At 51.7% G+C, this 24,335-nt stretch carries 24 protein-coding genes; 13 read left to right on the forward strand and 11 right to left on the reverse strand.

Features of this window, described 5'->3' with window-relative positions; all coding sequences use genetic code 11:
• From ccoP to ACO0K9_RS00720, 6 genes are all read left to right on the forward strand, one after another.
• Window positions 1-1,038, forward strand: a complete 1,038-nt coding sequence (gene ccoP / locus ACO0K9_RS00695) for a cytochrome-c oxidase, cbb3-type subunit III (RefSeq protein ID WP_422980754.1) — start codon at window positions 1-3, stop codon at window positions 1,036-1,038.
• 58 nt (window positions 1,039-1,096) lie between these two features.
• Window positions 1,097-2,509: a cytochrome c oxidase accessory protein CcoG gene (ccoG, locus tag ACO0K9_RS00700; RefSeq protein ID WP_422980756.1), complete on the forward strand. Its 1,413-nt coding sequence runs from the start codon at window positions 1,097-1,099 to the stop codon at window positions 2,507-2,509.
• A 9-nt stretch (window positions 2,510-2,518) separates the two neighbouring features.
• On the forward strand, window positions 2,519-3,064 hold the full coding sequence (locus ACO0K9_RS00705; protein ID WP_422980758.1) for a FixH family protein: 546 nt from the start codon (window positions 2,519-2,521) through the stop codon (window positions 3,062-3,064).
• A 213-nt stretch (window positions 3,065-3,277) separates the two neighbouring features.
• Entirely contained in the window at window positions 3,278-3,535 is a 258-nt protein-coding gene (locus ACO0K9_RS00710) for a hypothetical protein (RefSeq protein ID WP_422980760.1), read from the forward strand.
• 11 nt (window positions 3,536-3,546) lie between these two features.
• Window positions 3,547-4,950 carry an oxygen-independent coproporphyrinogen III oxidase gene (gene hemN / locus ACO0K9_RS00715; RefSeq protein WP_422980762.1) on the forward strand — a complete coding sequence of 468 codons (1,404 nt, stop codon included), beginning with the start codon at window positions 3,547-3,549 and terminating at the stop codon, window positions 4,948-4,950.
• A 1-nt stretch (window position 4,951) separates the two neighbouring features.
• Entirely contained in the window at window positions 4,952-5,749 is a 798-nt protein-coding gene (locus ACO0K9_RS00720; RefSeq protein ID WP_422980764.1) for a sulfite exporter TauE/SafE family protein, read from the forward strand.
• Between the two features lie 22 nt (window positions 5,750-5,771).
• Here the strand turns inward: ACO0K9_RS00720 and ACO0K9_RS00725 are convergent, their stop codons facing one another.
• The 9 genes from ACO0K9_RS00725 to trpS all read right to left on the reverse strand — a co-directional run bounded on the left by ACO0K9_RS00725 (window position 5,772) and on the right by trpS (window position 14,580).
• Complete coding sequence (locus tag ACO0K9_RS00725) at window positions 5,772-6,104, reverse strand: flagellar basal body rod C-terminal domain-containing protein (protein ID WP_422980766.1); 333 nt, start codon at window positions 6,102-6,104, stop codon at window positions 5,772-5,774.
• A gap of 84 nt (window positions 6,105-6,188) precedes the next feature.
• Entirely contained in the window at window positions 6,189-8,129 is a 1,941-nt protein-coding gene (locus tag ACO0K9_RS00730) for an MASE3 domain-containing protein (protein WP_422980768.1), read from the reverse strand.
• Between the two features lie 243 nt (window positions 8,130-8,372).
• Complete coding sequence (locus ACO0K9_RS00735; RefSeq protein ID WP_422980770.1) at window positions 8,373-9,212, reverse strand: universal stress protein; 840 nt, start codon at window positions 9,210-9,212, stop codon at window positions 8,373-8,375.
• A 107-nt stretch (window positions 9,213-9,319) separates the two neighbouring features.
• Window positions 9,320-10,213: a helix-turn-helix domain-containing protein gene (locus ACO0K9_RS00740; protein ID WP_422980772.1), complete on the reverse strand. Its 894-nt coding sequence runs from the start codon at window positions 10,211-10,213 to the stop codon at window positions 9,320-9,322.
• Window positions 10,214-10,238: 25 nt separating this feature from the next.
• The gene (locus tag ACO0K9_RS00745) at window positions 10,239-10,622 is read right to left on the reverse strand and encodes a response regulator (RefSeq protein ID WP_422980774.1); all 384 of its coding nucleotides are present in this window, start codon (window positions 10,620-10,622) and stop codon (window positions 10,239-10,241) included.
• Between the two features lie 232 nt (window positions 10,623-10,854).
• On the reverse strand, window positions 10,855-11,496 hold the full coding sequence (locus tag ACO0K9_RS00750) for a response regulator (protein ID WP_422980776.1): 642 nt from the start codon (window positions 11,494-11,496) through the stop codon (window positions 10,855-10,857).
• Between the two features lie 136 nt (window positions 11,497-11,632).
• Window positions 11,633-12,088 (reverse strand): universal stress protein, encoded by a 456-nt coding sequence (locus tag ACO0K9_RS00755; protein WP_422980778.1) that lies wholly within the window; start codon window positions 12,086-12,088, stop codon window positions 11,633-11,635.
• 176 nt (window positions 12,089-12,264) lie between these two features.
• Window positions 12,265-13,491 (reverse strand): winged helix-turn-helix domain-containing protein, encoded by a 1,227-nt coding sequence (locus ACO0K9_RS00760; RefSeq protein WP_422980780.1) that lies wholly within the window; start codon window positions 13,489-13,491, stop codon window positions 12,265-12,267.
• 69 nt (window positions 13,492-13,560) lie between these two features.
• Window positions 13,561-14,580 carry a tryptophan--tRNA ligase gene (trpS, locus tag ACO0K9_RS00765; protein WP_422980782.1) on the reverse strand — a complete coding sequence of 340 codons (1,020 nt, stop codon included), beginning with the start codon at window positions 14,578-14,580 and terminating at the stop codon, window positions 13,561-13,563.
• A 306-nt stretch (window positions 14,581-14,886) separates the two neighbouring features.
• Here trpS and hemC point away from each other — a divergent pair, with 306 nt between their 5' ends.
• From hemC to ppa, 5 genes are all read left to right on the forward strand, one after another.
• Window positions 14,887-15,834, forward strand: a complete 948-nt coding sequence (gene hemC / locus ACO0K9_RS00770; RefSeq protein WP_422980784.1) for a hydroxymethylbilane synthase — start codon at window positions 14,887-14,889, stop codon at window positions 15,832-15,834.
• Between the two features lie 35 nt (window positions 15,835-15,869).
• The gene (locus tag ACO0K9_RS00775; protein WP_422980786.1) at window positions 15,870-16,697 is read left to right on the forward strand and encodes a uroporphyrinogen-III synthase; all 828 of its coding nucleotides are present in this window, start codon (window positions 15,870-15,872) and stop codon (window positions 16,695-16,697) included.
• A gap of 29 nt (window positions 16,698-16,726) precedes the next feature.
• Entirely contained in the window at window positions 16,727-17,866 is a 1,140-nt protein-coding gene (locus tag ACO0K9_RS00780; protein ID WP_422980788.1) for a uroporphyrinogen-III C-methyltransferase, read from the forward strand.
• Window positions 17,867-17,870: 4 nt separating this feature from the next.
• A complete protein-coding gene (locus ACO0K9_RS00785) occupies window positions 17,871-19,067 on the forward strand; it encodes a heme biosynthesis HemY N-terminal domain-containing protein (protein WP_422980790.1) in 1,197 nt (398 codons plus the stop codon).
• 98 nt (window positions 19,068-19,165) lie between these two features.
• On the forward strand, window positions 19,166-19,702 hold the full coding sequence (gene ppa, locus ACO0K9_RS00790; RefSeq protein WP_422980792.1) for an inorganic diphosphatase: 537 nt from the start codon (window positions 19,166-19,168) through the stop codon (window positions 19,700-19,702).
• A 66-nt stretch (window positions 19,703-19,768) separates the two neighbouring features.
• On the opposite strand, the gene ACO0K9_RS00795 is transcribed toward ppa, so the two are convergent.
• Together ACO0K9_RS00795 and ACO0K9_RS00800 are read right to left on the reverse strand one after the other, a co-directional pair.
• A complete protein-coding gene (locus tag ACO0K9_RS00795; RefSeq protein WP_422980794.1) occupies window positions 19,769-20,824 on the reverse strand; it encodes a serine/threonine protein kinase in 1,056 nt (351 codons plus the stop codon).
• 31 nt (window positions 20,825-20,855) lie between these two features.
• Window positions 20,856-22,037 carry a GNAT family N-acetyltransferase gene (locus ACO0K9_RS00800; RefSeq protein WP_422980796.1) on the reverse strand — a complete coding sequence of 394 codons (1,182 nt, stop codon included), beginning with the start codon at window positions 22,035-22,037 and terminating at the stop codon, window positions 20,856-20,858.
• 26 nt (window positions 22,038-22,063) lie between these two features.
• Between ACO0K9_RS00800 and ACO0K9_RS00805 the strand changes: the two genes are divergently transcribed.
• Together ACO0K9_RS00805 and ACO0K9_RS00810 are read left to right on the forward strand one after the other, a co-directional pair.
• Window positions 22,064-23,689 (forward strand): NAD+ synthase, encoded by a 1,626-nt coding sequence (locus ACO0K9_RS00805; protein ID WP_422980798.1) that lies wholly within the window; start codon window positions 22,064-22,066, stop codon window positions 23,687-23,689.
• A 299-nt stretch (window positions 23,690-23,988) separates the two neighbouring features.
• Complete coding sequence (locus ACO0K9_RS00810) at window positions 23,989-24,327, forward strand: P-II family nitrogen regulator (protein WP_186946701.1); 339 nt, start codon at window positions 23,989-23,991, stop codon at window positions 24,325-24,327.
• The last annotated feature ends 8 nt before the right edge of the window (window positions 24,328-24,335 follow it).

The following is a 24,335-nucleotide window of genomic DNA, read 5'->3' on the forward strand; positions in this document are numbered from 1 at the left end:
ATGGCAGACTTTTTTAACGAATGGTGGAGTATAGGGATCGCCATAATCACTGCTTTGTCCATGCTGGCCTGCGTGTTGCTGTTGTGGTCGCAATCCAAGGTCAAGGTCAAAGTCGGTAGCGATGGCAAGCCCTTGCCGGCAGAAACCACCGGCCATGTCTGGGATAGCGACTTGATGGAGCAAAATAATCCACTGCCAAAATGGTGGATGTGGTTGTTCTACCTGACGGTTATTTACAGTGCAGGCTATCTGGTGGTGTATCCCGGCTTAGGTAAATGGCAGGGTACATTTGGCTGGAGTCAGGCCGGTGCCTATGAAAAGGAAATGAAGGATGGCGAGGCGCAATATGGTCCCATCTTCAACAAATACCTGGCCATGGATATCAAAGAGGTTGCCAAAGATCCGCAAGCCAGGGAAATTGGTCAGCGCCTGTTCCTCAACACCTGTGCACAATGCCATGGTTCTGACGCACAGGGGGGCAAGGGCTATCCTAACCTGACTGATACAGACTGGTTGTATGGTGGCGATCCACAGACTATCCTGACTACTATACGTGAAGGTCGTCATGGCCAGATGCCACCTATGGGTGCTGTCTTGGGTACTGACGATGACGTGCGTAATGTGGCTAACTATGTGTTGAGCCTGTCAGAATCTGCGCATGACCCGATCAAGGCTGCAATCGGCAAATCCAAGTTTGCTGCCTGTGCAGCCTGCCATGGTAGCAACGGCAAGGGTAACCAGGCTTTGGGTGCGCCTAATCTGACCGACAAGATCTGGCTGTACGGCGGCGGTATCGATACGGTGATGGAAACCATCAATAAAGGCCGTAACAACCAGATGCCTGCACATAAAACCTTGTTGAGCGATGGCAAGATACATCTGCTGGCTGCCTATGTATGGGGTTTGTCGAATAACGGTGCGACGGCTACGGTCAGTGGTGCAGATGCTGGAGCTATCCAGCAGATAGCCACTACTTCTGCACCAGTTGCCGCGTCAAATGCCGTAGCTGGATCTGAGGCTGCATCGTCAGCCAGGTAAGGCACGCAATGAGGCGCGCAATGAGCAAGCAGGAAATTGGATAAAAAATAGAATCACAATGAAGCACATACCCATCATCCCGGTACCCATAGAAGAAGCTGAGCTGGCTTTATTTGAAGAACGTCGGAAAATTTATCCACGTGCACAGAAAGGTTGGTTTTCTTCCTGGCGCTGGGTGTTGGTATTTTTTACCCAGATACTATTTTATGGTACGGCCTGGCTGAGCTGGAATGACAGGCAGGCTGTGCTGTTCGATCTGGTAGCCCGCAAATTTTATATTTTTGGCCTGGTGTTGTGGCCACAAGATTTTATTTACCTGGCTATCTTGCTGGTGATTTCTGCACTGAGCCTGTTCTTGTTTACTGCCGTGGCCGGGCGATTGTTTTGCGGGTATGCCTGTCCGCAAACGGTCTATACCGAAATTTTTCTGTGGATAGAGGCGAAGATTGAAGGTGAGCGCAATGCCAGGATCAAGCTGGATGCCTCCCCCTTGTCGGCGCGCAAATTTTCACTGAAATTCCTCAAGCATTTTCTGTGGATTACGTTGGCACTATGGACAGGCTTCACCTTTGTCGGTTATTTCACGCCGATTCGTGAACTGGCGATGGGTGTTGGCAATTTCACGCTGGGTCCATGGGAAACTTTCTGGTTCCTGTTTTATGGTTTTGCCACTTATGGCAATGCCGGCTGGATGCGTGAACAGGTCTGCAAATACATGTGTCCTTACGCACGTTTCCAGAGCGCCATGTTTGACAAGGACACCCTGATTGTTACCTACGACACTGCCCGTGGTGATCCACGTGGGTCCAGGAACAAAAAAGTCGATTACAAGGCAGCAGGTCTTGGTGACTGCGTTGATTGCGGCATTTGTGTGCAAGTCTGCCCAACCGGGATTGATATCCGCGACGGATTGCAATACGAATGTATTGCCTGCGGAGCGTGTATTGATGGCTGTGACCAGGTCATGGATAAAATGGGATATGAGCGTGGTCTTATACGTTACACCACTGAACATGCGCTGACCCGCAAGCTGGATGACAAGGCCATGTGGAAACGCGTATTCCGCATGCGTACCCTGATTTATGGCGGCATACTGGGTCTGATCATCTTGCTGGCTGCCATTTCGCTGGCATTGCATATGCCCCTGAAAGTGGATGTGCTGCGTGATCGCGGCATGCCGAAAATCACAGAAACAGGCGCGATAGAAAATGTCTACCGCCTGCAAGTGATGAATACCCAGGAATCACCACGTCGCTACAGCATAGAAGTGAAAGGCGCTGCCGGTGCAGTCATCCTGAATAATGCTGATATCGACATGGGGGCTGCGACGACCAAGGCTTTTCCTGTCCGGGTGCGGGTTCCTGCCGGGGTATTGGAAACCGGCTCCAACCGCATACGCTTCATCATCAAAGACCTGGATGCGCCAGAAATCAATGTCACCGAAAAAGCTGTATTTATAGTTCCACGATAGGAGAAATTCATGGACGCTGCTTTATTGCCTCCCAAAAAAACACATGACGTCTGGTACAAAGAACCATGGCTGTTGCTGGTGGCCGGCGGACCTGCCATCGTGGTCTGCGCCAGTCTGATTACAGGATATATCGCCATGCACGGCGCTGATAAGGTCGTCGCCGAAGATTATTATAAACAGGGTTTGATGATCAACAAGGACATACAGCGCGATGCCAAAGCCAGGGAATTGCAACTGCAAGCCACAATCAAGGCGGATTTTTTGACAGGGAAAATGCAGTTGCAACTGAGTGGCAAGGGGCGTTTGCCCGATACCATACAGCTGAGTCTGGCCAACGCGGCAACTGGCGGCAATACCGTCAGCGAAGTGATACGACGCCTGCCTTTGCAGCAGATCAGCCCCGGTCTGTATGAAGGGGATATGAAAACACTGAGCAATTTTACGGCAGGCTCGGTAAAATTGTTTCATCTTAAACTGGAAACCAGCGACTGGCGCATGACAGGTGACTGGTTTGACCCAGAACAAAAGCCGGTGCAGTTATATGCGTCAAAATAAAGCTGTTTCCCTAAGAACCTGTTTGCGATCTTACTGCGCGAACGTGATCGGGGCTCATGCGCTGCTCAAAATGCTCATGTACTAAAGTACATTCCGCTTTTTGCGCTGCGCTTTTGTTACCCTTACCCCGCTGACGCTCGCTCGCTACAGATCGCAAACAGGTTCTAAAGCTTTATTGACCTTAAGCTGAATAATCACTAGAAGGGGACAGAATTGGAACAACACAATAATAGCCACAACAAACCGCTGCTGCGACCGATGTTGATGATAGTGTTGTGGCCAGCTTTTTTGATGGCTTGTGCTGCGACTGGTTTATTTTTCAGTCTGGTAGATCCGATGGAACTGATCGTACTGGACCATCGTTTGCAAATGCACGCGTCAGGTGTGTATACAGTCGGTTTTTTTGCCTTCTGGCTGCTCGGAATTCTGTCTAGTGGTTTGACCGCTTTACTTGTGCAGAAAGCACATTAATCGAGATAATCATGAAAATGAACGAACCAGCCAGGTTTTCTTTGCCGGAAATACCAGAAGAACTGATACGTCGTTTCGACAAGCTAGGCCCACGTTATACATCTTACCCGACCGCAGACAGATTCAATACCGGCTTTAATGCAGAATCCTATATCCGGTATCTGAAGGAGCGCAGCCGTCTTGCCAGCAAGCCGCCACTGTCACTGTACATTCATATCCCGTTTTGTGCTTCGCTTTGCTATTACTGTGCTTGTAACAAGGTAATCACCAAGGATCACGGACGCTCGGCAAAATACCTGGAATATCTGGAAAAAGAATTGAAGCTGGTGACGGCACACCTGCATGACCGCGAAGTGCTGAGTCAGTTACACCTTGGTGGTGGCACACCAACCTTTCTCAGTCACGAAGAATTGCGTCACCTGATGCAGATGCTGCGGGCGCATTTTGATTTTTCTGACGATGCCGAGATTTCCATAGAAATCGATCCGCGTACAGTCGATGCTGCGACCCTGCAATTGCTTGCTGACCTGGGTTTTAATCGCACCAGCCTGGGAGTGCAGGATTTTAATCCTGATGTGCAAAAAGCGATACACCGCCTGCAGACATTTGAGCTGGTGGATAACACCGTGCAGGCCAGCAGGGCTGCCGGTTTTCAGTCGATCAATTTTGATTTGATTTATGGCTTGCCGAAACAAAATCTGGGCAGTTTTTCTGAGACACTGGATCAGGTCATTGCCTTGTCGCCAGACCGCATAGCACTCTATAACTATGCGCATTTACCTACCCGTTTCAAGCCGCAGCGCCGTATCGCTGAAGCAGATTTACCATCCGCCGAGCAGCGTCTGCAAATTTTCTTGATGTCCCTGCGCCGCTTGCAGGCAGAAGGCTATGTGTACATCGGACTTGATCATTTTGCCAAGCCGGATGATAGCCTGGCCAGGGCGATGGATGATGGCAGCCTGCACAGGAATTTCCAGGGCTATACCACCCGTGCTGATTGTGACCTGATCGGGCTGGGCTTGTCATCCATAGGCAAGATCGGCGCATCCTATGTGCAAAACATGCGTACGCTTGATGAATATTATGCCTGTCTTGACCGTGGCGAATTGCCGGTGGAAAAGGGGATTGATCTGCGCATGGATGATGTGCTGCGTCGTCAAATCATCATGAGCCTGATGTGCAGCAGTACCGTTGATTTTGGTGCGCTGGAACAGCAATACGGTATTTCATTCCCTGATTATTTTGCGGATGAACTGACGCAACTGGCTGATTATGCGCAGGAAAAAATGATTACTCTCAGTGCCGCTGCCATCACTGTCGAAGCCAGGGGGCGCTTGTTCGTGCGTGCCATTGGCATGGCATTCGACCATTACCTGACACGCCAGACCACGGCCAACTATTCAAAACTGATCTGACATGCTGACCTTGCCCCTGGTGATTGCTGCATTGACTGCCGGAGCACTGGGCGGCATACATTGCGCAGGCATGTGCGGCGGCATATCCATGCTATTGACCCAGGCCGGGCAAAAGCGTGGCAAGGGCGTTGGTAATGATGTCGGCAACGGTGTCGGCAATAAGGTCATTCCGATTACCATGCTGGCGAATGCCGATGTCAAATCTGTGGCTGCGACGAATAACTTGCTGTATCAGGTTTGGTTGCATGGCGGTCGCATTTTCACGTATGGATTGGCTGGTGCTGTACTCGGTGGTATCGGTGCAGCAGGTCTGGTATTCAAGCCATTTATACCTGTCCAGCAGTTGATGTTTACGATAGGTAATCTGGCATTGATTATTCTTGGCGTACGCCTGCTGGGCCTCATGCCGCACCTGCAGTTCATGCAGCAATGGATGGGGGCGTGGCAGCGTATGCTGAGCCGGCTGACTGCACCTTTAAACAAGGCCGCAGATTATCCGTTTTTAATGGGCATGGGATGGGCTTGTCTGCCCTGTGGCTTACTGTATGCAGTGGCACCGTTTTCCTTGCTGTCGGGTGATGCCTGGTCGGGGGCTGCCCTGATGCTCCTGTTTGGCCTGAGTGCCTTGCCCCATCTGCTGTTCACGCAGGCGGTGTTTCAACGCGCCAGCAAGACTGCCACCATGCGCGCAATCAGATTGGCAGGGGCATGTTTTCTGATTGCTGTAGGCTTGCTGGGCTTGTGGTATTTTGATATGAAAAACATGCCAGCCTTTTTATGTGTGGTGCCGGCAGCATGAATCCTGAAACGGTTCTGGGTGCTTAAGCCTGGATATCGATCAGGGTACCAAGCATCTGATCTGCGGTTTTGATTATCTTGGCAGAAAGATCAAAACCTGCCTTGAATTGGATGGATTGCACGATTTCTGATGCGAGTTCAGTGCCGCTACTATCTTGCGATTCTTGTGACGACAGGCTGGCCCCTTCTTTGCTGATCGTGGTGATGACACCACCTGCTGGTTGTTCCTGAAAGCTGACTTGCTGCGGCACAAAGCCGGCGGTGCTGGCATTGGCGACATTATGGCCAGAACTGTCTAGTGCACTGGCATACGCCTTCAGCCCGGACAGGCCGCTATTGAGTGCTGAAACTGACATGACATTTTCCTGAAGACCAAGCGCGATGCATGGGATTATAGCGGAAACCTGATTTGTACAGACAGGGAGAAGCGTTACAAATCGTCAGATGTTGGAATCCACCAATGGCAATTGAATTTCCAGGCAAGTGCCTTCACCAGGCTGGCTCTCAACCTTGAATTCACCCTGCATGGCCTTGACTCTTTCACGCATCCCGACCAGACCGAATGAGCGTGCCTTGCGTGTGTCGTCAGCATCCATTCCCTTGCCATTATCGCAAATGGTGAAACGCATCAGATGTGCATTTCTTTCAAATCGGATGTCTACTTCTGTGGCGTCGGCATGTCTGACCACGTTCGTCAACGATTCCTGGATGATGCGGAAAATGGCTGTGCTGCGGGCGTCATCCAGTGCCAGTTGTTCTTCATTCGCCACCAGTTCGCAATGGATGCCGTGGCGGCTGGAGAAATCTTTCTGCAAAGTCTGTAGCGCAAAATACAGGCCGCCTTCATCCAGCGCGCGCGGGCGCAGGTCGGTCGCGATACGGCGCAGGGTGGTGATGGCGGTCAGTATCAACTGATCCATGCTGCTGACGGTTTTCTGTGATTTGCCGGTGAGCATGCTATCTCTTTGCAGTAGCGATAAGTCCATGCGCAATGCGGCCAGCAACTGGCCCAGGTCATCATGTAATTCGCGGGCGATATGCTTGCGTTCTTCTTCGCGTATGCTTTGCAGGGTGGCAGAAAGCTGGGTCAACTCATCATGGTACAAGGCCATTTTTTCCTTGGCGACCTTGCGTTCACTGATATCACGAAAGATCACGGTGTAATAGCGCCTGCCGACCTCAACCTGGCTGGAGATGGATGCTTCTATCGGGAATTCTTCGCCATTGGCTTTCACGCCAGTGACGTAAAAATCGTCAAAGCCACCGCCCATCCGGCGCCGGGTGGCGCCGGTTTCGCCAAATTTCCTGACATGCTCACCATGCACCTTGCGATGCCGTTCCGGTAACACGGTATTGAGTGAGATACCCAGCAAATCACTGACTTCATAGCCGAACAGCGTGGCTGCAGACGGGTTGGCGAGGATGATGGTCTGGGTGTCGTCAATGGTGATGATACCGTCGATGGCGGTATCGATCATGCGGCTCAGGCGTTCGCGTTGCAAGTGCAGTTCTTCTGCCGAACGCGCCAGGTTCTGGCTAGTTTCTGCCAGGTTGGTGTAGGGCGTATGGATATTCACCGCGACCATGCCACGATAAATTGCGGTCGCCGCAAAAAGTTGAAACACGTGACCAATCACGACAAACAGGTCGCTGCTGTCTGTGTACAAGGCAAAGTACACTTCTGAAATCGCCAATAGCATCGCTGCCAGAAACATCGATGCACGATCTATCTGCAGACGCTGAATGTTTTTTTCGGCATCCTGTTCCTGTTTGACATCGCGATTCAACAGGTAGGCGGTGATCAGGTTGATGCCTATCAGTCCCGCCTCACAGGCAATCTTGAATGAAGTCTGGCCCACCGATTCAATATAGGTCAGCGGCAGCAGATCGGAAAAGGCAAACACGGTGTAAGTCCAGCCTGCGGTGGCCAGCAAACCGGCGATCAGTACCAGGTAGGCCTGTAGCGGGCTGACATCCGAATCTTCTGGCGATAATGCCAGGCCCAGCAGGGTGGTAGCGATGAATGAGCGCGACAGTATCCAGAACAGCAGGGATTTGTGCATATCGCTGGCATCCGGGAAACCGGGCATACCCTGAAAGGACAGCGCATGCATGCAGCCCAGTATAGCGGTACAGAGAAAGGCCACTGCCAGGATGACACTGCTTTTTTTGCGGGCACCGCCAAATGCATTCCAGCACACGATAAAGACAGACGTAAATATCACGACCGTGACGGTTTCCAGCAAGGTATGCACGGGTAATGGCGCTGCCACCCTGAGATGGCCCAGCTTGCCATGTGCAGCCCACAATAACAGGGATATGAGCAAGAGCAGCGCGGCCATCCAGCGCGCGCGGAAAAACCTGGTGTAATCAGTTGCCATGGAAGAGTGATTCGCTGTGCGTGACCGGTAACAATGGATTCCACTATTTTAAAGCGGAATGCATACCCGATTCTCAAATGAGCTGATTTAATTGTCTGAGGTGTTTGATACCAGTGACGAAAGCTGCATTCCAGTGCAGATCAGCTTAGCTCAGTTTAGTTCAGCTAAGTTCGGTTCTATCGTTTACATGGTGGCAGGCTGTGCTGCCACCTGTTTGTATGCGCTAAGATCGTAAGCAGGTTCTTAGTGCGACATCAGTACGGGAACGGTCATGCTTTCAAGTATGGTTCTGGTGACGCCACCCATGATCATTTCACGGAAGCGTGAATGGCCATAACCACCCATGACCAGCATGTCACTATCGACATCATGCGCCAGCGACAGCAGGGCATTGCCGATATCAGTATTGGTTTTGTGGACAGACACTTCCACCTTGATACCATGTCTTGCCAGGTACAGGGCAATATCGCTGCCCGGCTGTTCACCATGCGCATCAGGTACCGATTTGGAATTGAAGATGGCAACCTGAACCAGCTCGGCACGCTTCAAAAGGGGGATTGCATCGGTGATGGCGCGCGTCGCTTCCCGACTGGCATCCCAGGCGATCAGCGGACGTTTGGCTACCGAAGTGAAATCACCGACATAGGGAATAATCAGTACTGGCCTGCCTGCATTCATGATCAGGTATTCAGGAAAATCGGGCAGGACAGAGGGAGAGGGTTCATCACGATTGGTCTGGCCGATGATCACCAGATCGCTGTAGCGTGCCTGCAAGCCTATGCCGCCGCCAGCTTCATCATTGGCGATCAAGCTTTCATAAGAATCCAGACCCACCGATTCTGCTTGCCGGTTGAAGTTGGCAACGGCTTTTTCTGCCCGTTCCCGCAGGTATTTGAGGTGTATGGTCAGATTCGGATCATTCGCGCTGATATTGCCATCCTGATAGATGAAACGGGATACCCCGGTGACAGCAGTGCCTATCAGGTGGGCAGCATCCCCTTTGGCGATTTCTGCCGCCAGTCGTACGCGAAAATTGGATCGTTCTGACTCGTCTACATGAACCAGTATGGTTTTATATGTCATGTCTGTACTCCTTGATTGAATTATCGTGGAAAAACATCAAGCCATCATCATGGCCGCCGACAAGATGTCTGCCAGCAAACGTAGCATATGTACAATTCCAGCTTATACTAATTTAAGGCAACGGCAACCTCTTTGGTCCATTGCGGCAATAAATTCTTGCCAACCAGGGCGGATACCTTTTCGCTGACTTTTTCTTTGATGCGTGTTTTGGCGGGCGGCAGGCGGCGCAGGGTTTTCAGTGCATGGATGTCCAGCAGCGCGATCTGGCGCTGGTCTACACTGATCAGGCCCAGTTCATTGAAGGCAGACAGGGTGCGGCTGACGGTTTCCAGTGTCAGACCCAGATAGCTGCCGATTTCATGCCTGGTCATGCGCAGGTTGAATGATTTGCCGGAATAGCCGAGCAGGCTGAAGCGTTCACCCAGATTGGTCAGGAAACGCGCCACCTTGGCTTCAGCACTGAGGGCGCTGAGCATTCCTATCATCAATTGTTCACGCACCAGTTCGCGGCTCATGACGCTGAACATGGCTTGTTCCAGTTCGGCATAGCAACGGCCCAGGGCAGAAAAAGTTTTGTAAGGTAGCAAGATGATGTCGCAGTCAGACAGTGCCACTGCTTCGGACGCATGATGCAGGTTATGGATGCCGTCGATGCCGAGCAAATCACCTTTCATGGGGAAACTCAACACCTGTTCATTGCCATATTCATCGATCAGTACAGTTTTCAGGAAGCCGGAATTGACGATGTACAGTGTTTCAAAATCCTGGCCTATGGTATGCACTCTTTGGCCAGCCTTGAAGCGTACATGCTGGAACAATTGTTCTTCATCGGCAGATGCGGCTGGTGCGGGGATGCGCAAGAGCTCACAGACTTCCTGCAGGTTCGACCACAGGTTGCCATGGCAGCGCCAGCCTGCTTCACCGGCAACCGATGGGAATGCTCTTTTGGCAGCTGTCGATGACAGGCTGGCTTTGCCGCTTGTGAATGCTACTGTAGTCATGGTAATCCCCTTAAGGTAAACGACATTAATTGATTTGATGATTTGAATTCGGTTGCTGCCAGCGCAGCAGGTACTCTTGAAGCAGGCCAAAATCGGTAGATTTATCGAGAAAGCCATCGGCACCGGCACGCATTGCATGTACACGGTTGTCTTCGGTTGCATGATTGGTCAGCACCACAACTTTAATTTCTGGATTGCTTTGCTTGATGTTCTTGAGTAGCTGCAAGCCATTGCCATCGGTCAGTTGGATATCGAGAATCATGGCATCCGCATGTTCATCCAGAATGCCCTGCATGGCGTGACTGATATCGCCGGCTACCCCGACCACATGCATGCCTGGCACTTCTTCTATGAATTGGATCAGGCGTTGTTGAATCAGGGCCGAATCTTCTACGATGTACAGGTTCATGATGTGGAGTTAAGTGGTTGGTGCTACTGTGTTTGTGTTGCTGTGTTTGCTTAGCCTCTATTATCGTGAACATGAAGCTTGATTTAAATCAGCCAATGCTGATTCGGAGTGTCAGATTTACAGCCTGACATGTAGGAATATTCCTAGTCCGGAATCAGGGAGAGGGGAAGGGCAGGATGGAAGAGGGTATGGTATGGCGGGGGAAGGCGCAGCCCGGGCTGCGCGAGGATATTCAGGCTTGCGGTTGCAGAAGGTGATGTGCTACTGCATATTGCACCAGATCAGACAGATTATTCATGTTCATTTTTTGCATGATTCTGGTCTTGTGGGTGCTGACGGTTTTGACACTCAAATGCAGGAGGTCAGCAATTTCAGTAATCGACTTGCCCTTGACCAGGTGGCTGAACACTTCAAATTCACGGTCAGACAGGCTGGTGTGTGGCAGGCTGTCATCGGCAGGCATGGCGTTCATGGCCAGTTGTTCCGCCACTTCTATACTGATATAGGGACGGCCTGACGCGACCTTGCGCAGGGCGGTAACCAGTTGCGTGCCTGCGCTTTCCTTGGTCAGGTAACCACGTGCACCGGCGCGTATGGCCCTTACTGCATACTGTTCTTCTTCATGCATGGTCAGTATCAGTATCGGCAGTTTCGGGTATTCGTCCTTGATCTGGCGTATCAGGTCCACACCGCTGCGGCCTGGCATGGACAAATCCATCAGCAAGACATCAAATTCCAGGCTGCGGACTTTTTCCAGGGTATCAAATCCATCAATGGCTTCGCCGATGACCTGTATATCTTCTATCCCTTCCAGTATGCGCTTCAAGCCCTCGCGCATGATGGTATGGTCGTCGGCAATCAGAATGCGGGTCATCGTTTGTGTACAAGGCGTTAGTCATGGTGAAACTTGCCCGGTGTTGTGCCACGGCAAGGTGAAACGCTATTGTACTGCAAGCGCCCGCTGGCGCGTGCGCAGTGATGATCAATCCGTGATGCTGAATCAGCGCGAATCAGTGATGCTTGATACGATGCACCAGTACCGGAATCAGGCACAGGGACAATACTTTGGTGGTGACACTGCCCAGCAGGAACTGGCCCAGGCCGCTCCTGCCATGCGAACCCATGAAGATCAGGTCGCAACCATACTCTTGTGCGGTATGAACAATTTCCCTGGCGGTAGAGTCGTTGAACTGTATGACTTCCTGATAGGCGAGCCCGGCAGCCGCAGCGGCTTCCCTGACCGGTTGCAGATAGCTTTCAGCCATGGCCCGCATGGCTGCCTTGTATTCATCTTCAGTCGGACCGTTGGGGGGCACGATATCGACATACAGTGGATATTGATAATTGCTGGCAACAAACACAGCGATGACTTCCGCTTTCAATTGCAGCGCAAATTCCAGTCCGGCAGTGACACAGGCGTGTGACAGTTCGGAACCATCGGTGGGTAACAAGATTCTGGAGTACATATCCTGTGCCTTTCATCGTTGAACTTGAGATTAGTGGACTGTTACAACACTCCACTAATAGTGCATCTTGATTGTTGCACCGGCTTTGATTTCAAACAAGGGATTTGATGAATTATTCAGCACGCATTGGGCACTCAAGGGCTCAGATCGTTGATGCCTGGCTAGGGCAACACGCCCTAGATCAGTGCCTGCAATAAGGGTGTCAGCTCTGATGAATTGCTCCATGTTAACTGGAGATCATTGCATTCGTGCCAGAGGGCAAATTCGCGCAGGGTTTTGGCCAGGTCCGTTGCCATGCTTTGCGAAACGCGCGCGCCCGGTTCCAGATGCAGGGCCTTGACTTCCAGTATGCCTTGCTTGCGATGGGCCTTGGCATCCATGCGCCCGATCAAGACACCGCGGCGCAAGATGGGCAGGGTGAAATAACCATAATGCCGTTTCGGCGCTGGTGTATAGCATTCAAGTTTATAGTCAAAGTCAAACAGGTCTATGGCGCGTTTCCTGTCCCAGACCACCGGGTCGAATGGTGACAGAATACGGGTTGCGGTGGCTTTCAGTTTGTTCTCGCTGGCCCGTTCCAGCAAATTCAGGCGATCCGGATGCACATAAAACAGGGCATCGTGTTGATCGACAGTGACCGGTATCAGCAAGCCTTCCCTGACCAGTTGCGCAGGCTGGTTGTTGATATCAGGTTTACCCATGCGGAAATAATCGCTGATCCAGTTTGCCTTGCAGATGCCCAGCGCACGGACCGATTGCAAGATTTGCGTGCGCTCGCAATGCAGGATGGGCTTCAGATGTTTTTTGTCATTCCATTTGGGATGCACGCGTTCACGCAAGTCATAAATGCGCTGGAAATTATGGCGCTTGGCGACCATCACCTCGCCAGTGGTGAACAAGACTTCGAGCGAGCGTTTTTCTGGTTTCCATTCCCACCAGCCACCGCTTTTGCCGTCGGTACGTTCAAAATCTGCTGAGCGGCTGGCACCATTTGCATGGATATGTTTGCGCACGGTGTCAACCTGCACAGCATTTTCTTTCAGCCACTTGTGATTGTATTTCCAGCCCAGGCCCTGTGGCGACACCATCTGGTGGCGATACAGGCCATAGTCTTCTATCGGCAAAAAGCAGGCTTCATGCGACCAGTATTCAAAGAGATGGCCTTCTTCCAGCAATTCGTGCAGCCATGCATGCGGATAGTTTCCCAAGCGGCTCCACAGCACCAGATAGGGGCTGCGCGCCACCACGCTGATGGTGTCAATCTGCAGGGCAGACATATTGCGTATGCAGGCCAGCACATCCAGTTTGCCAGCTTTGCGCGGTGCAGGATTCAACAAGCCCTGTGCCGCCAGATGCAGGGCGCGAGCGGAACTGAGTGTCAGATGGAAATCAGTCGCGCTCATAAAGTCATCGCCGTAAAAAAATAACTGGGGGGTAGGAGGCAGGGACGGGGGTTCGAATCCCCCCGCAGATCAGAAGTGCTTCAAGCCGATGGCTGCCCTGACTTCATCGGTAGTTTGCGCGGCGATTTCGCGTGCCTTGCGTGTACCTTCTTTCAGTATTTGCAAAACCTGACCACGGTCTTTGGCAAATTCTTCGCGGCGTTCGCGAATAGGTTTCAGCAAATCCTGCAAGATACCTTCCAGGCGCGCCTTGACGATACTGTCACCCAGGCCGCCGCGCACGTAATGGTCTTTCATTTCCTGCAGGCCAGCTTTATCTTCGTCGAAGGCATCAAGGTAAATAAAGACGACATTGCCTTCCAGATGGCCAGGGTCGGCCACACGCAGATGCAACGGGTCGGTGTAGACATTGCGCACCGCTGCCTTGATTTCGGCGGGCGTGAAACTGAGGTTGATGACATTGCCCAGTGACTTGCTCATCTTGGCCTTGCCATCGACGCCGGGCAGGCGGCCAATTTCTGGCACCAGGGCCTGGCATTCCACCAGGATATCTTTATTTGCCAGACGGTTGAAGCGACGCACGATTTCATTGGTCTGCTCTATCATCGGTATCTGGTCTTCACCAACTGGCACCAGGCTGGCCTTGAAGGCAGTGATGTCGGATGCCTGGCTGACCGGGTAAGTCAAAAAGCCGGCAGGGATGTCACGCTCGAAATTGCGCAAGACGATCTCTTGCTTGATGGTGGGGTTACGTTCCAGGCGGGCTACGGTGACCAGGTTCAGGTAATAGAAGGTCAGTTCTGTCAGTTCAGGAATTTGTGACTGTATCAGTATCGTTGACTTGGCGGGGTCTATGCCGACGGCCAGGTAATCAAGCGCCACTTCCATGACATTGTCATGCACCTTGGCCGGGTTTTCCATATTGTCGGTCAATGCCTGGGCATCGGCCAGCATGATGTACTGTTCATACTGATGCTGGAATTTGACGCGGTTGCGCAGGCTGCCGACAAAATGGCCGAGGTGCAAGGGGCCGGTAGGGCGATCGCCAGTCAATATCAGGTGTTTTTTGTTTTCGGTACCAGGGAGCATGCTAAATCCAGTTGGGTAATACGGTGAAAGTGCTGACAGAACCTGGAGTATACGTAAAAAATGCCGCTGCGTTATGAGCTATGAGCGGCATGACGGATATCAAGGCGTGTTCTATGGCTATGATGCCGTTTTCAGGCTGGATGTGTCAAGTTTGACCAGATTTGCAGGCTTCCCCAGCTTGATCTATCCGATATTTTGCCTTAATTCACTTAAAACTATCATCTTGTCATCTGAATTACTTATAAAGTCATTTCCCAAAATGATAAAATCGCGGTTCGTTTTTATACAGTTGAAAGTAGCCTTATTTTGACCAGCTCAAGCGTTAAAAAATTGATTATTGCCTCACGTGAGAGCCGTCTGGCGATGTGGCAGGCTGAACATGTGCGCGATCGCCTGATTGCACTGTACCCCGACTGGCAGGTAGAAATACTGGGAATGACGACACGCGGCGACCAGATTCTGGATAAGGCGCTGTCAAAAGTCGGTGGCAAAGGCTTGTTTGTGAAAGAACTGGAAGTCGCCATGGCCGAAGGCCGTGCTGACCTGGCCGTCCATTCGCTCAAGGATGTCCCCATGGATTTGCCGGCAGGTTTTGCCCTGGCCGCGATACTGGAACGCGAAGACCCGCGGGACGCATTTGTCTCGAATGATTATGCCGATCTGGATAGCCTGCCTGCCAGTGCGATAGTAGGTACCAGTAGCCTGCGACGCCAGGCCCTGATTGCTGCCCGTTTCCCGCATCTGGTCGTCCGTCCCTTGCGTGGCAATCTGGATACCCGTCTGCGCAAGCTTGATAACGGTGAATATGCAGCCATCATCCTGGCAGCAGCTGGCCTCAAACGTCTGGGTTTGCCAGAAAGAATACGTGCCTGCCTGGACCCGGAACAAAGCCTGCCAGCCGCAGGTCAGGGCGCAATGGCGATAGAAATACCCGATAACCGGCCCGAACTGCAAGCCATGCTGGCTGCCTTGAACCATCTCGAAACCGATCAGGCTGTGACTGCAGAACGTACCGTATCCAAGGCGTTTGGTGGCAGTTGCCAAATCCCGCTGGCGGCGTTTGCGACCGTTAGCCAGGGCAAGATGTTCATTCGCGGCATGGTGGCAACGCCGGACGGCAGCCGCATTGCACGTGCAGAAGCAAGCGGTGATGCGGACCAGGCGCTCAGTCTGGGGCAGGAACTGGCACGCGCCCTGTCGGCACAGGATGCAGAAGGTATCCTGGCGGTATGCAAAGCCCAGATCACGGAATAATCCTTTCTGCAAAATTTTTGCAAAATATGGGCGATATGAATCACATTGATCGCATTGATCACATTGGCAGCAGGAATGGCGGTGATGGCAGGGACAGAAGGGCAGTGATTATCACTCGGCCCGCTGCCCAGGCAGATGACTTTGCGCGCCGCCTGCAGGCTATGGGGCGGGATTGCGTACTGTACCCCTTGCTGGAAATCCAGCCCTTGCCGGATGAAAGTCATTTGATCGCTGAAATCGCGCATTTGCAGGAGTATGCCTTGCTGGCCTTTGTCAGCCCGAATGCGATTGATGCTTTCTTTCGCCATGTCAGCCAGTATCCAAAAGAAATCCCGATTGCGGTCATGGGCGAGGGGAGTCGTCAGCGTCTGGCAGAATATGGCTTGAATGACCAGACCGCGACCATCATACGTCCCCGCAATCAACTCAAGACTGATTCCGAAACCTTGCTGGACGAACTGGACTGCGCGGCCTTGCAGGATAAAAAAGTCTTGATTGTCCGTGGTGAAAGCGGACGTGAATTATTGGCCGATGCCTTGCGTGCACGCGGTATCGAAGTCAGGCAACTGGCTGCTTACCGGCGGGTGGCACCGCAACTGGATGCCGGCAGGGCGCAGCAATTGCGCCTCTTGCTGGAACAGGAAAACCAGTGGGTTGTCACCAGTTCTGAAGCATTGCGCAATCTGTTGCATGATGTTGATGCACTGGGTTTGCCTGATGGCGTGGCAAAAATGCAACGGCAAGCGCTGCTGGTTCCGCACAGTCGCATTGAAGAAACCGCGAAATCCCTGGGATTTCAATTTATTACCTTAACAGCTTCTGGCGACGAACAACTGCTTGTCGCGTTACAATCTCGTCTATGAGTGAACAGCAACCAAATTCTGAAGCCGCAATGACGGCAAATCCTGTCGAGCCAGCTGCTCGCCAGCCGATAATTCCTGCCTCACAGGAAAACCCCAAGTCCATGGTCTGGGGGAATCCGGCTTATCTGGCTTCCGGCGTGTTAGCCGTGCTGCTGGCGGTTAACTGGTGGTCATCGCAAAACCAGATCAACAGCCTGCGCGAAGAAGTCGCCCGCCGCCTGCTGAGCGCCGATACCAATAGCAGTGAAACCAAGGTACTGGCGCGCAATGTGCAAGAAACCACCAAGGAAGTTCAATCCAAGGTGATTCTGCTGGAAGGCAAGCAATCCGAGGCGCAAAGTCAGCAACTGGCACTTGAACAGCTGTATCAGGACTTGTCCAGGAACCGTGATGACTGGGCACTGGCCGAAATTGAGCAGGTATTGGCGACCGCCAGTCAGCAATTGCAACTGGCTGGTAATGTACAGGGTGCCTTGATTGCCTTGCAAAATGCCGATGGCCGTCTGGCCAAATCGGAAAAACCGCAATTCATCTCCATCCGTCGTGCAATTGCGAAAGACATAGAAAGACTGAAATCCCTGCCGGCATTGGATTTGCCCGGTGTGGCGCTGCGTCTGGATAGCGTGATTGCACAGATAGACCATATCCCTTTATGGGCAGATGAAAAATCCGTGGTCTCTGCGACGCCGCCGAAAGCACCTTTGCGCGTATTGCCTAAATCCTTGCCGAAATCACTGCCAGGCACAAAAACAGCCAAGCAACCGGCAGAAGAAATAGTAGAAAATACTTGGAGCATGCGCCTGCAGGATGCCTGGCAGAGTTTTTCCAGCGAGATGTGGAATGAGGTACGACAACTGATACGCGTGCGGAATGTGGAAACACCGGACGTCTTGTTGCTGAGCCCCACACAATCGTATTTTGCGCGTGAAAACCTGAAGTTGAGATTACTGAATGCGCGTCTGGCGCTGATGTCGCGCAACGAAAGTATATTCAGGAGCGACCTGATCGCTGCCCAGGATGCCATCGCCAAATATTTTGATACCCGTGCCAAGCAGACCCAGAAGGTGCAGGATTTGTTGCGTCAGGTGCAGGGCAGCAATCTGTCGATAGAAATGCCGACGCTGGCCGAGAGTCTGAACGCAGTACGTAACTATAAAGTGAAGCCTTAACAGTATGCGAATTTTTATCCGGCTTCTGATTTTGTTTGCGCTTGCCGTCGGTCTTGCTGTCGGTGCGCGCTACAACCCCGGTAACGTGGTTTTGTTTTATCCGCCTTACCGGATAGACCTGTCATTGAATTTTTTCCTGTTCCTGGTGCTGGTGCTGTTTGTGCTGCTGTACCTGGTGATACGGGCCATCGTCACCACCCGCAAGATGCCGCGCAAGGTCGCGCTGTATCGTCAGAACAAGCGTGAAAAAGACAGTAACAAGGCCTTGCGTGAAGCCTTGAAGGCCTTGTTCGAAGGACGTTTTGGTCATGCAGAAAAAGCCGCCATGCGTGCCACTGAATTGCCAGAAAATGCCAGCGTGGCATCGCTGATCGGTGCCCGTGCTGCCCATCACATGGGCCAGTTTGAGCGGCGTGATTCCTGGTTCTCCGGTATCGAGGCAGACCAGAACTTTAAAGTCGCACGCCTGGTCAGCATGACAGAATTGCTGGTGGATCAGCATCAATCCGGCAAGGCGCTGGAAGCCGTGCGTGAGTTGAATTCCAGTGGTGTGCGCCATATCCAGGTATTGCGTTGGGCATTGAAAGCCAATCAGCAAGCGCAGAAATGGCAGGAAGTATTGAAGCTGGTCCGCACGCTGGACAAGCATCGCGCTTTGCACCCGGCCTTGTCGCAACGCCTGCGTGAACTGGCTTATGAAGATTTTCTGACCAACCAGGGGCATGATGCCGAATCGATACGCCGGGTATGGTTTGAAATTCCCCAGGCAGAACGCAAATCTGCTTTCGTTGCCTTCGTCGCTGCCAGTGCCTTCAATTCCCACGGTTTGTTTGATGATGCACGTGGCATTGTGGAAAAAGCCCTGAGCGAAGACTGGGATGAACGCCTGATGCGTGCCTATCGTGACGCCGCTGCTTCAGAAGGCTCCGCCGCATTGTTGTCACAAATTGAACATTGTGAAAAATGGTCAGAGCAACATCCCACCGACCCCGAACTGGCGCTGACACTTGGTACACTGTGTCTGAGACAAAAATTATGGGGTAAGGCACAGCGACATATGGAACAGGCCCTGTCGGATGCGGTTGATCCGCGCACGGTGCGTGAAGCCAATCTGAAACTGGCGCAATTACATGAGGCACTTGGCCAGGCAGCAGAGGCTGCCAGCCATTATCGTCAGTGTGCAATTGCCACCATGCTGTAAGCATGGGCGTGCTGCTGCGATGCACAATTGTGTGTCGAAAGCCGATATAATCTCACCAGATTGATTTCTTCTATTGATACTTATACAGAAAGTGCAACATGAGCTTGAATAAAGTCCCGGCAGGTCGTGATCTGCCTAATGATTTCAACGTCATTATCGAAATCCCCATGAACGGTGATCCGATCAAGTATGAAGTGGATAAGGAAAGTGGCGCAATCTTCGTTGATCGTTTCATGGGCACAGCCATGCATTATCCGTGCAACTATGGTTATGTTCCACGCACTATCGCTGGTGACGGTGATCCGGTAGATGTATTGGTGATCACACCTTTCCCACTGATTCCTGGTGTGGTGGTACGTTGCCGTGCGATCGGCGTCCTGAAAATGAAGGATGAAGGCGGCGATGACGCCAAAGTACTGGCAGTTCCAGTAGACAAGATTCTGCCTATCTACACACACTGGCAACAACCGGAAGACCTGAATGATCTGCGCTTGCGTCAAATCCAGCATTTCTTTGAACATTACAAAGACCTGGAGCCAGGCAAATGGGTGAAAATTGAAGGCTGGGGTAGCCCGGATGATGCCAAAGCAGAAATCATGGCTGGCGTAGAAAGCTACAACAAGTCCCATGCGTAATTTGCTTGTGGCTTAAAAAATGGGGCGATGTCAGATCGCCCCTTTTTTTTCGTCTTCAACGGTTATCTACTGCAGCATCTGCGATTTATTCAGGAAATAACCTGCCACTGCCAGACCGGCCAGAACCACGGCAACCCAGCTCAGCCAGGAATTGGAGTGGCTGCTTTTTGCCTTATCGAAATCGATATCGCTATTGCTTCCCTGTTTCATGCGTTTGCGCTTCAGTTTTTTGTCGCGATCCAGGAATTTTTCCAGCGCCAGCGACATCTCGGCGGCACTTTCATATCGCGCAGAAGGGTCTTTTTGCATGGCTTTCATGACGATTCTGGATAAGGATTCCGGAATATTGGCGCAAATTTCAGACGGATTCTTGGGTGGCTTACTTACAATTTGTTGCAATAATTTGTCTACATCTTGCGACTGAAAAGGCTTTTGCCCGGTCAGCATCTCATACATCACTGCCCCCAGTGAGTATACATCTGTCAACGCCGTGACCTGCTTGCCGTTCGCCTGTTCCGGCGACATGTAGTTCGGTGTACCCATGATGTTGTTGTTGAACAAGGTATGTGACTGTTCCCTGGTTTCATCCAGCATACGGTTGGGGGCGCGGGCAATCCCAAAATCGACGACTTTGGGCTGCTGGCTTGGCAAGACAAAGATGTTGGCAGGCTTGATATCACGGTGTATTACGCCGTTACCATGCGCGTATTCCAGCGCATCAGCGATTTTTTGTATGATGTTGGCGGTTTCTATGATGTCAAACTCCCTGCCGTCAGCCAGCAAATGCCGTAAATCTTTGCCTTGCAGGAACTCCATCGCAATAAAGGTGCTTCCGCCTTCGCTGGAGGCATCAAAAATCGTCACGATATTGGGATGGGACAGGCGACCGGCAGCGCGCGCTTCATTGATGAACTGCTGCTCGCGCTGCTTCTTGTCAGCTGCATTGTTGCCTGCACTAAATATTTTGATGGCAACATCACGGTCAATGACGGGATCGTGTCCAAGGTAGACAGCGCCATTGGATCCCATACCTATTCTTTCGCTCAGATAAAAGCGGCCCACACGCTTGGTCGGTAACGGAGCAGGGGGCAAGTTCGGTGTGGAAATGAAATTATTTTGCATGGCCACAGGATGCCCTGATCTAGGCAAAATTTCAAGTAGGGGTACCCGTACCAGACTGTGAAGATTTGTAAGGGGAATGTTCGTTGAGTTCGTTGAAATACAGCTCGACCCCGCCAGTTTCTCTTTTTAGGAAATCTGACACCGCATTCGCAAAATCCGGATGGCTCAAGTGATGGGCAGACCAGGTCCTGGTGGGTAAAAAGCCACGTGCCATCTTGTGCTCACCCTGAGCACCGCCTTCAAAGATGCTAATTTTTTCCTGTATGCAAAATTCTATAGCCTGGTAATAGGCAGTTTCAAAATGCAGACAGGGATGATGTTCCAGACAGCCCCAATAGCGGCCATACACCGTGTCTTGATCATGAATCAGTAGTGAGGCAGCAATTCTATTGCCTGAACGCAATGCGAAAATCAAATGGATGTGCTCAGGCATGGTTTTGCCTATACGCAAGAAAAAATCCAGGTTCAGGTAAGGGGTGGAGTGATGCTCCCGGTAAGTGTGGTCATAGCAGCGCTTGAAGAATAGCCAATCTTCTTCTTGCATATCGCTGCCCTTGACATGCTGAAACTGTATATCGGCGTCACTGACTTTCCGGCGTTCGGCACGGATATTTTTGCGCTTCTTCTTGTCCAGCCCATCCAGAAAATCTTCAAAGCAGCGGTAGTCGCGGTTTTCCCAATGAAACTGCACGCCCGTGCGCAACAGATAACCGGCCTGACCCAAGCGCTGCGCCTGTTCTTCCGGCAGGAACAGCAGGTGGCTGGATGAGAATTCACCGGCGCTTTGCAGTTCCTGCAGGGCTGCCACCAGGGCATCTTGCGCTTCTGTGGTATAGGCCAGCAGGCGATTGCCGGTGACCGGGGTAAATGGTATTGCCGACAGCAATTTGGGATAATAGGCAAAGCCATAGCGCTGATACGCTTCGGCCCAGGCCCAGTCGAAAACATACTCACCGTAGGAATGGTCTTTTTCATACAGGGGCAGGGCAGCGATCAGTTGCTCACCGTCCCACAGAGTGATAAAACGGGCTTGCCAGCCACTTTGGGCGGATGCCGAACCCGATTCATGCAAGGCATGTAAAAATGCATAAGATAAAAACGGATTGGGATGTGATTGCGCGGCAATCAGCGTATCCCATTGAAACTGCGCTATGTCAGACAGTGAAGTGATGATGCGCATGCGATAATGCGGTGCAATAGATTCAAATTTCATTTTCGATTTAAAACAGATTTGCCACTATGACAGTAAAAGTTGCCATTGCCCAGATGAATAGTGTTGTCGGTGATCTTGCCGGTAATGCTGCACAGATTGTAGAGTATGCCCGTCGCGCTGCAGAGCAGGGGGCAGACATACTTGTGACGCCAGAATTATCCCTGGTCGGTTATCCGCCTGAAGATTTGTTGCTGCGGCAGGCGTTTTACCTGGAAACTGCACAAGCAATGACAGCGCTTGGCAAGCAGCTTACGCTATTTCCGGGACTTGCTGTTTTGGTAGGGCATCCGGCGGAATCAGATGGCAGGCGGTATAATGCAGTTTCCGTGCTGCAAGATGGTGTCGTAAAAGCGGTTTATTTCAAGCGCGATTTGCCGAATGACATGGTGTTTGATGAAAAACGCTATTTTTCATCCTCGGTCCAGGCTTGTGTATTTGACGTAAAAGGCATCTGCTTTGGTATCAATATCTGTGAAGATACCTGGTTGCCTGATGCACCTGCCCTCGCCAGACAGGCTGGCGCGCAAGTCTTGCTGGTGCCTAATGGTTCCCCCTATCACATGGGCAAGCAGCATCAGCGTTACGACGTGATGCGCAGCAATGTGACTTCGCAAGGCCTGTCGCTGGTGTATGCAAACCTGGTGGGCGGGCAGGACGAATTGATTTTTGACGGCAATTCTTTTGTCATGAATGCGCAAGGCCAGGTATGCGCGCAACTGAAACATTGCCAAGCCGATTTGCAGGTGATTGAATTTGATGGTGCCCTGCCTCAGCCTTCGCCTCTCATGGCCCGTATTGAACCCGCTTTGTCACTCGAAGCCGAGGTCTATCAGGCGCTGGTGATGGGAGTACGTGATTATGTAGGCAAGAATGGCTTTCCCAGCGTCTTGCTGGGTTTGTCGGGTGGTGTGGATTCGGCTCTGGTGCTGGCGATTGCCGTGGATGCGCTGGGGGCGGACAAGGTCAGGGCCATCATGATGCCGTCACCTTATACGGCAGATATCTCGTGGATAGATTCACGCGACATGGTGGCACGTACAGGTGTGCGCTATGATGAGATTGCCATTAGCGACTGTTTTGATGCCTTCCGCTCTACGCTCAGCCAGGAATTTGCCGGGCTGAAAGAAGATACGACAGAAGAAAATATTCAGGCCAGGATACGCGGCACCTTGTTGATGGCTTTGTCGAACAAATATGGTTCCATCGTTTTGACGACTGGTAATAAGAGTGAAATGGCGGTTGGTTACTGCACTTTGTATGGTGATATGGCGGGTGGCTTTGCGGTCATCAAGGACATTGCCAAAACCCTGGTATATCGCCTGTGTGCTTATCGCAATACGCTGTCAGCTGTGATACCCGAAAGGATATTGACCAGGGCACCGTCAGCTGAATTGCGACCCGATCAAAAGGATCAGGATTCCCTGCCGCCGTATGACATCCTGGATGGCATCATGGCCATGTACATGGAAGAAAACAAGGCACGGGCAGAGATCGTTGCAGCCGGATACAAGACAGAAGATGTAGAGCGCATCACGCGCCTGATCAAGATTAATGAATACAAGCGGCGTCAAGCGCCCATAGGTATCAGGATTACCCATCGCGCCTTTGGGCGTGACTGGCGTTATCCTATTACTTCGAAGTTCAGAGACTAGTGGACTGTAACAGTTGAAACAGAAGTGAAAGGTGCTTGCCCGGCGATCAGGGCAAGGCAAGGTTAACACTTATGCACAGCGATAGTGAACTATCGCGAGCATTTGCAACGCAGCCATGGTCGTCGCGCAAGCGGAAGGCACTCTGTTTCAAAGTTACAGTCCACTAATGGATTGCAACTTTGAAACAGAAATGAAAGGCGCTTGCCCGGTGATCAGGGCTGCTTGCTGCATTCTGGTTCCATTCTGGTTCAACTGTTAAGCTCACGATAAATTAATTGGTATTAACTAAGGAGAGGGAAATGAAACAGATTACCGCTATTATCAAACCGTTCAAACTGGACGAAGTACGTGAAGCCCTGGCTGACGTTGGCGTCACAGGACTTACCGTGGTTGAGGTAAAAGGTTTTGGTCGTCAAAAGGGACATACAGAACTGTATCGTGGCGCAGAATACGTCGTCGATTTTCTGCCCAAGATCAAGGTAGAAGTTGTGGTCGATGATAATATTGCAGATAATGTTGTAGACGCGATTATCAAAGCAGCCCACACCGGCAAGATTGGTGACGGCAAAATTTTTGTACAAAATGTTGAGCAAGTGATACGAATTCGTACTGGCGAGACGGGATCTGATGCGGTTTAATATGAAGA

This window comes from Undibacterium sp. Ji50W (assembly GCF_049340445.1).
Classification (GTDB): domain Bacteria; phylum Pseudomonadota; class Gammaproteobacteria; order Burkholderiales; family Burkholderiaceae_D; genus Undibacterium.

Excerpts from the sequence above, each read along its gene's own strand:
- ACO0K9_RS00740 (WP_422980772.1), bottom strand. The coding sequence starts at position 10,213 with ATGACTACAGTAGCATTCACAAGCGGCAAAGCCAGCCTGTCATCGACA.
- ACO0K9_RS00805 (WP_422980798.1), top strand. The coding sequence starts at position 22,064 with ATGACAGTAAAAGTTGCCATTGCCCAGATGAATAGTGTTGTCGGTGAT.
- ccoP (WP_422980754.1), top strand. The coding sequence starts at position 1 with ATGGCAGACTTTTTTAACGAATGGTGGAGTATAGGGATCGCCATAATC.
- ppa (WP_422980792.1), top strand. The coding sequence starts at position 19,166 with ATGAGCTTGAATAAAGTCCCGGCAGGTCGTGATCTGCCTAATGATTTC.
- ACO0K9_RS00780 (WP_422980788.1), top strand. The coding sequence starts at position 16,727 with ATGACGGCAAATCCTGTCGAGCCAGCTGCTCGCCAGCCGATAATTCCT.
- ACO0K9_RS00720 (WP_422980764.1), top strand. The coding sequence starts at position 4,952 with ATGCTGACCTTGCCCCTGGTGATTGCTGCATTGACTGCCGGAGCACTG.
- ACO0K9_RS00775 (WP_422980786.1), top strand. The coding sequence starts at position 15,870 with ATGAATCACATTGATCGCATTGATCACATTGGCAGCAGGAATGGCGGT.
- ACO0K9_RS00760 (WP_422980780.1), bottom strand. The coding sequence starts at position 13,491 with ATGAGCGCGACTGATTTCCATCTGACACTCAGTTCCGCTCGCGCCCTG.
- ACO0K9_RS00810 (WP_186946701.1), top strand. The coding sequence starts at position 23,989 with ATGAAACAGATTACCGCTATTATCAAACCGTTCAAACTGGACGAAGTA.
- ACO0K9_RS00785 (WP_422980790.1), top strand. The coding sequence starts at position 17,871 with ATGCGAATTTTTATCCGGCTTCTGATTTTGTTTGCGCTTGCCGTCGGT.
- ccoG (WP_422980756.1), top strand. The coding sequence starts at position 1,097 with ATGAAGCACATACCCATCATCCCGGTACCCATAGAAGAAGCTGAGCTG.
- ACO0K9_RS00745 (WP_422980774.1), bottom strand. The coding sequence starts at position 10,622 with ATGAACCTGTACATCGTAGAAGATTCGGCCCTGATTCAACAACGCCTG.
- ACO0K9_RS00795 (WP_422980794.1), bottom strand. The coding sequence starts at position 20,824 with ATGCAAAATAATTTCATTTCCACACCGAACTTGCCCCCTGCTCCGTTA.
- ACO0K9_RS00750 (WP_422980776.1), bottom strand. The coding sequence starts at position 11,496 with ATGACCCGCATTCTGATTGCCGACGACCATACCATCATGCGCGAGGGC.
- ACO0K9_RS00800 (WP_422980796.1), bottom strand. The coding sequence starts at position 22,037 with ATGAAATTTGAATCTATTGCACCGCATTATCGCATGCGCATCATCACT.
- ACO0K9_RS00725 (WP_422980766.1), bottom strand. The coding sequence starts at position 6,104 with ATGTCAGTTTCAGCACTCAATAGCGGCCTGTCCGGGCTGAAGGCGTAT.
- ACO0K9_RS00755 (WP_422980778.1), bottom strand. The coding sequence starts at position 12,088 with ATGTACTCCAGAATCTTGTTACCCACCGATGGTTCCGAACTGTCACAC.
- ACO0K9_RS00705 (WP_422980758.1), top strand. The coding sequence starts at position 2,519 with ATGGACGCTGCTTTATTGCCTCCCAAAAAAACACATGACGTCTGGTAC.
- ACO0K9_RS00730 (WP_422980768.1), bottom strand. The coding sequence starts at position 8,129 with ATGGCAACTGATTACACCAGGTTTTTCCGCGCGCGCTGGATGGCCGCG.
- trpS (WP_422980782.1), bottom strand. The coding sequence starts at position 14,580 with ATGCTCCCTGGTACCGAAAACAAAAAACACCTGATATTGACTGGCGAT.
- ACO0K9_RS00735 (WP_422980770.1), bottom strand. The coding sequence starts at position 9,212 with ATGACATATAAAACCATACTGGTTCATGTAGACGAGTCAGAACGATCC.
- hemN (WP_422980762.1), top strand. The coding sequence starts at position 3,547 with ATGAAAATGAACGAACCAGCCAGGTTTTCTTTGCCGGAAATACCAGAA.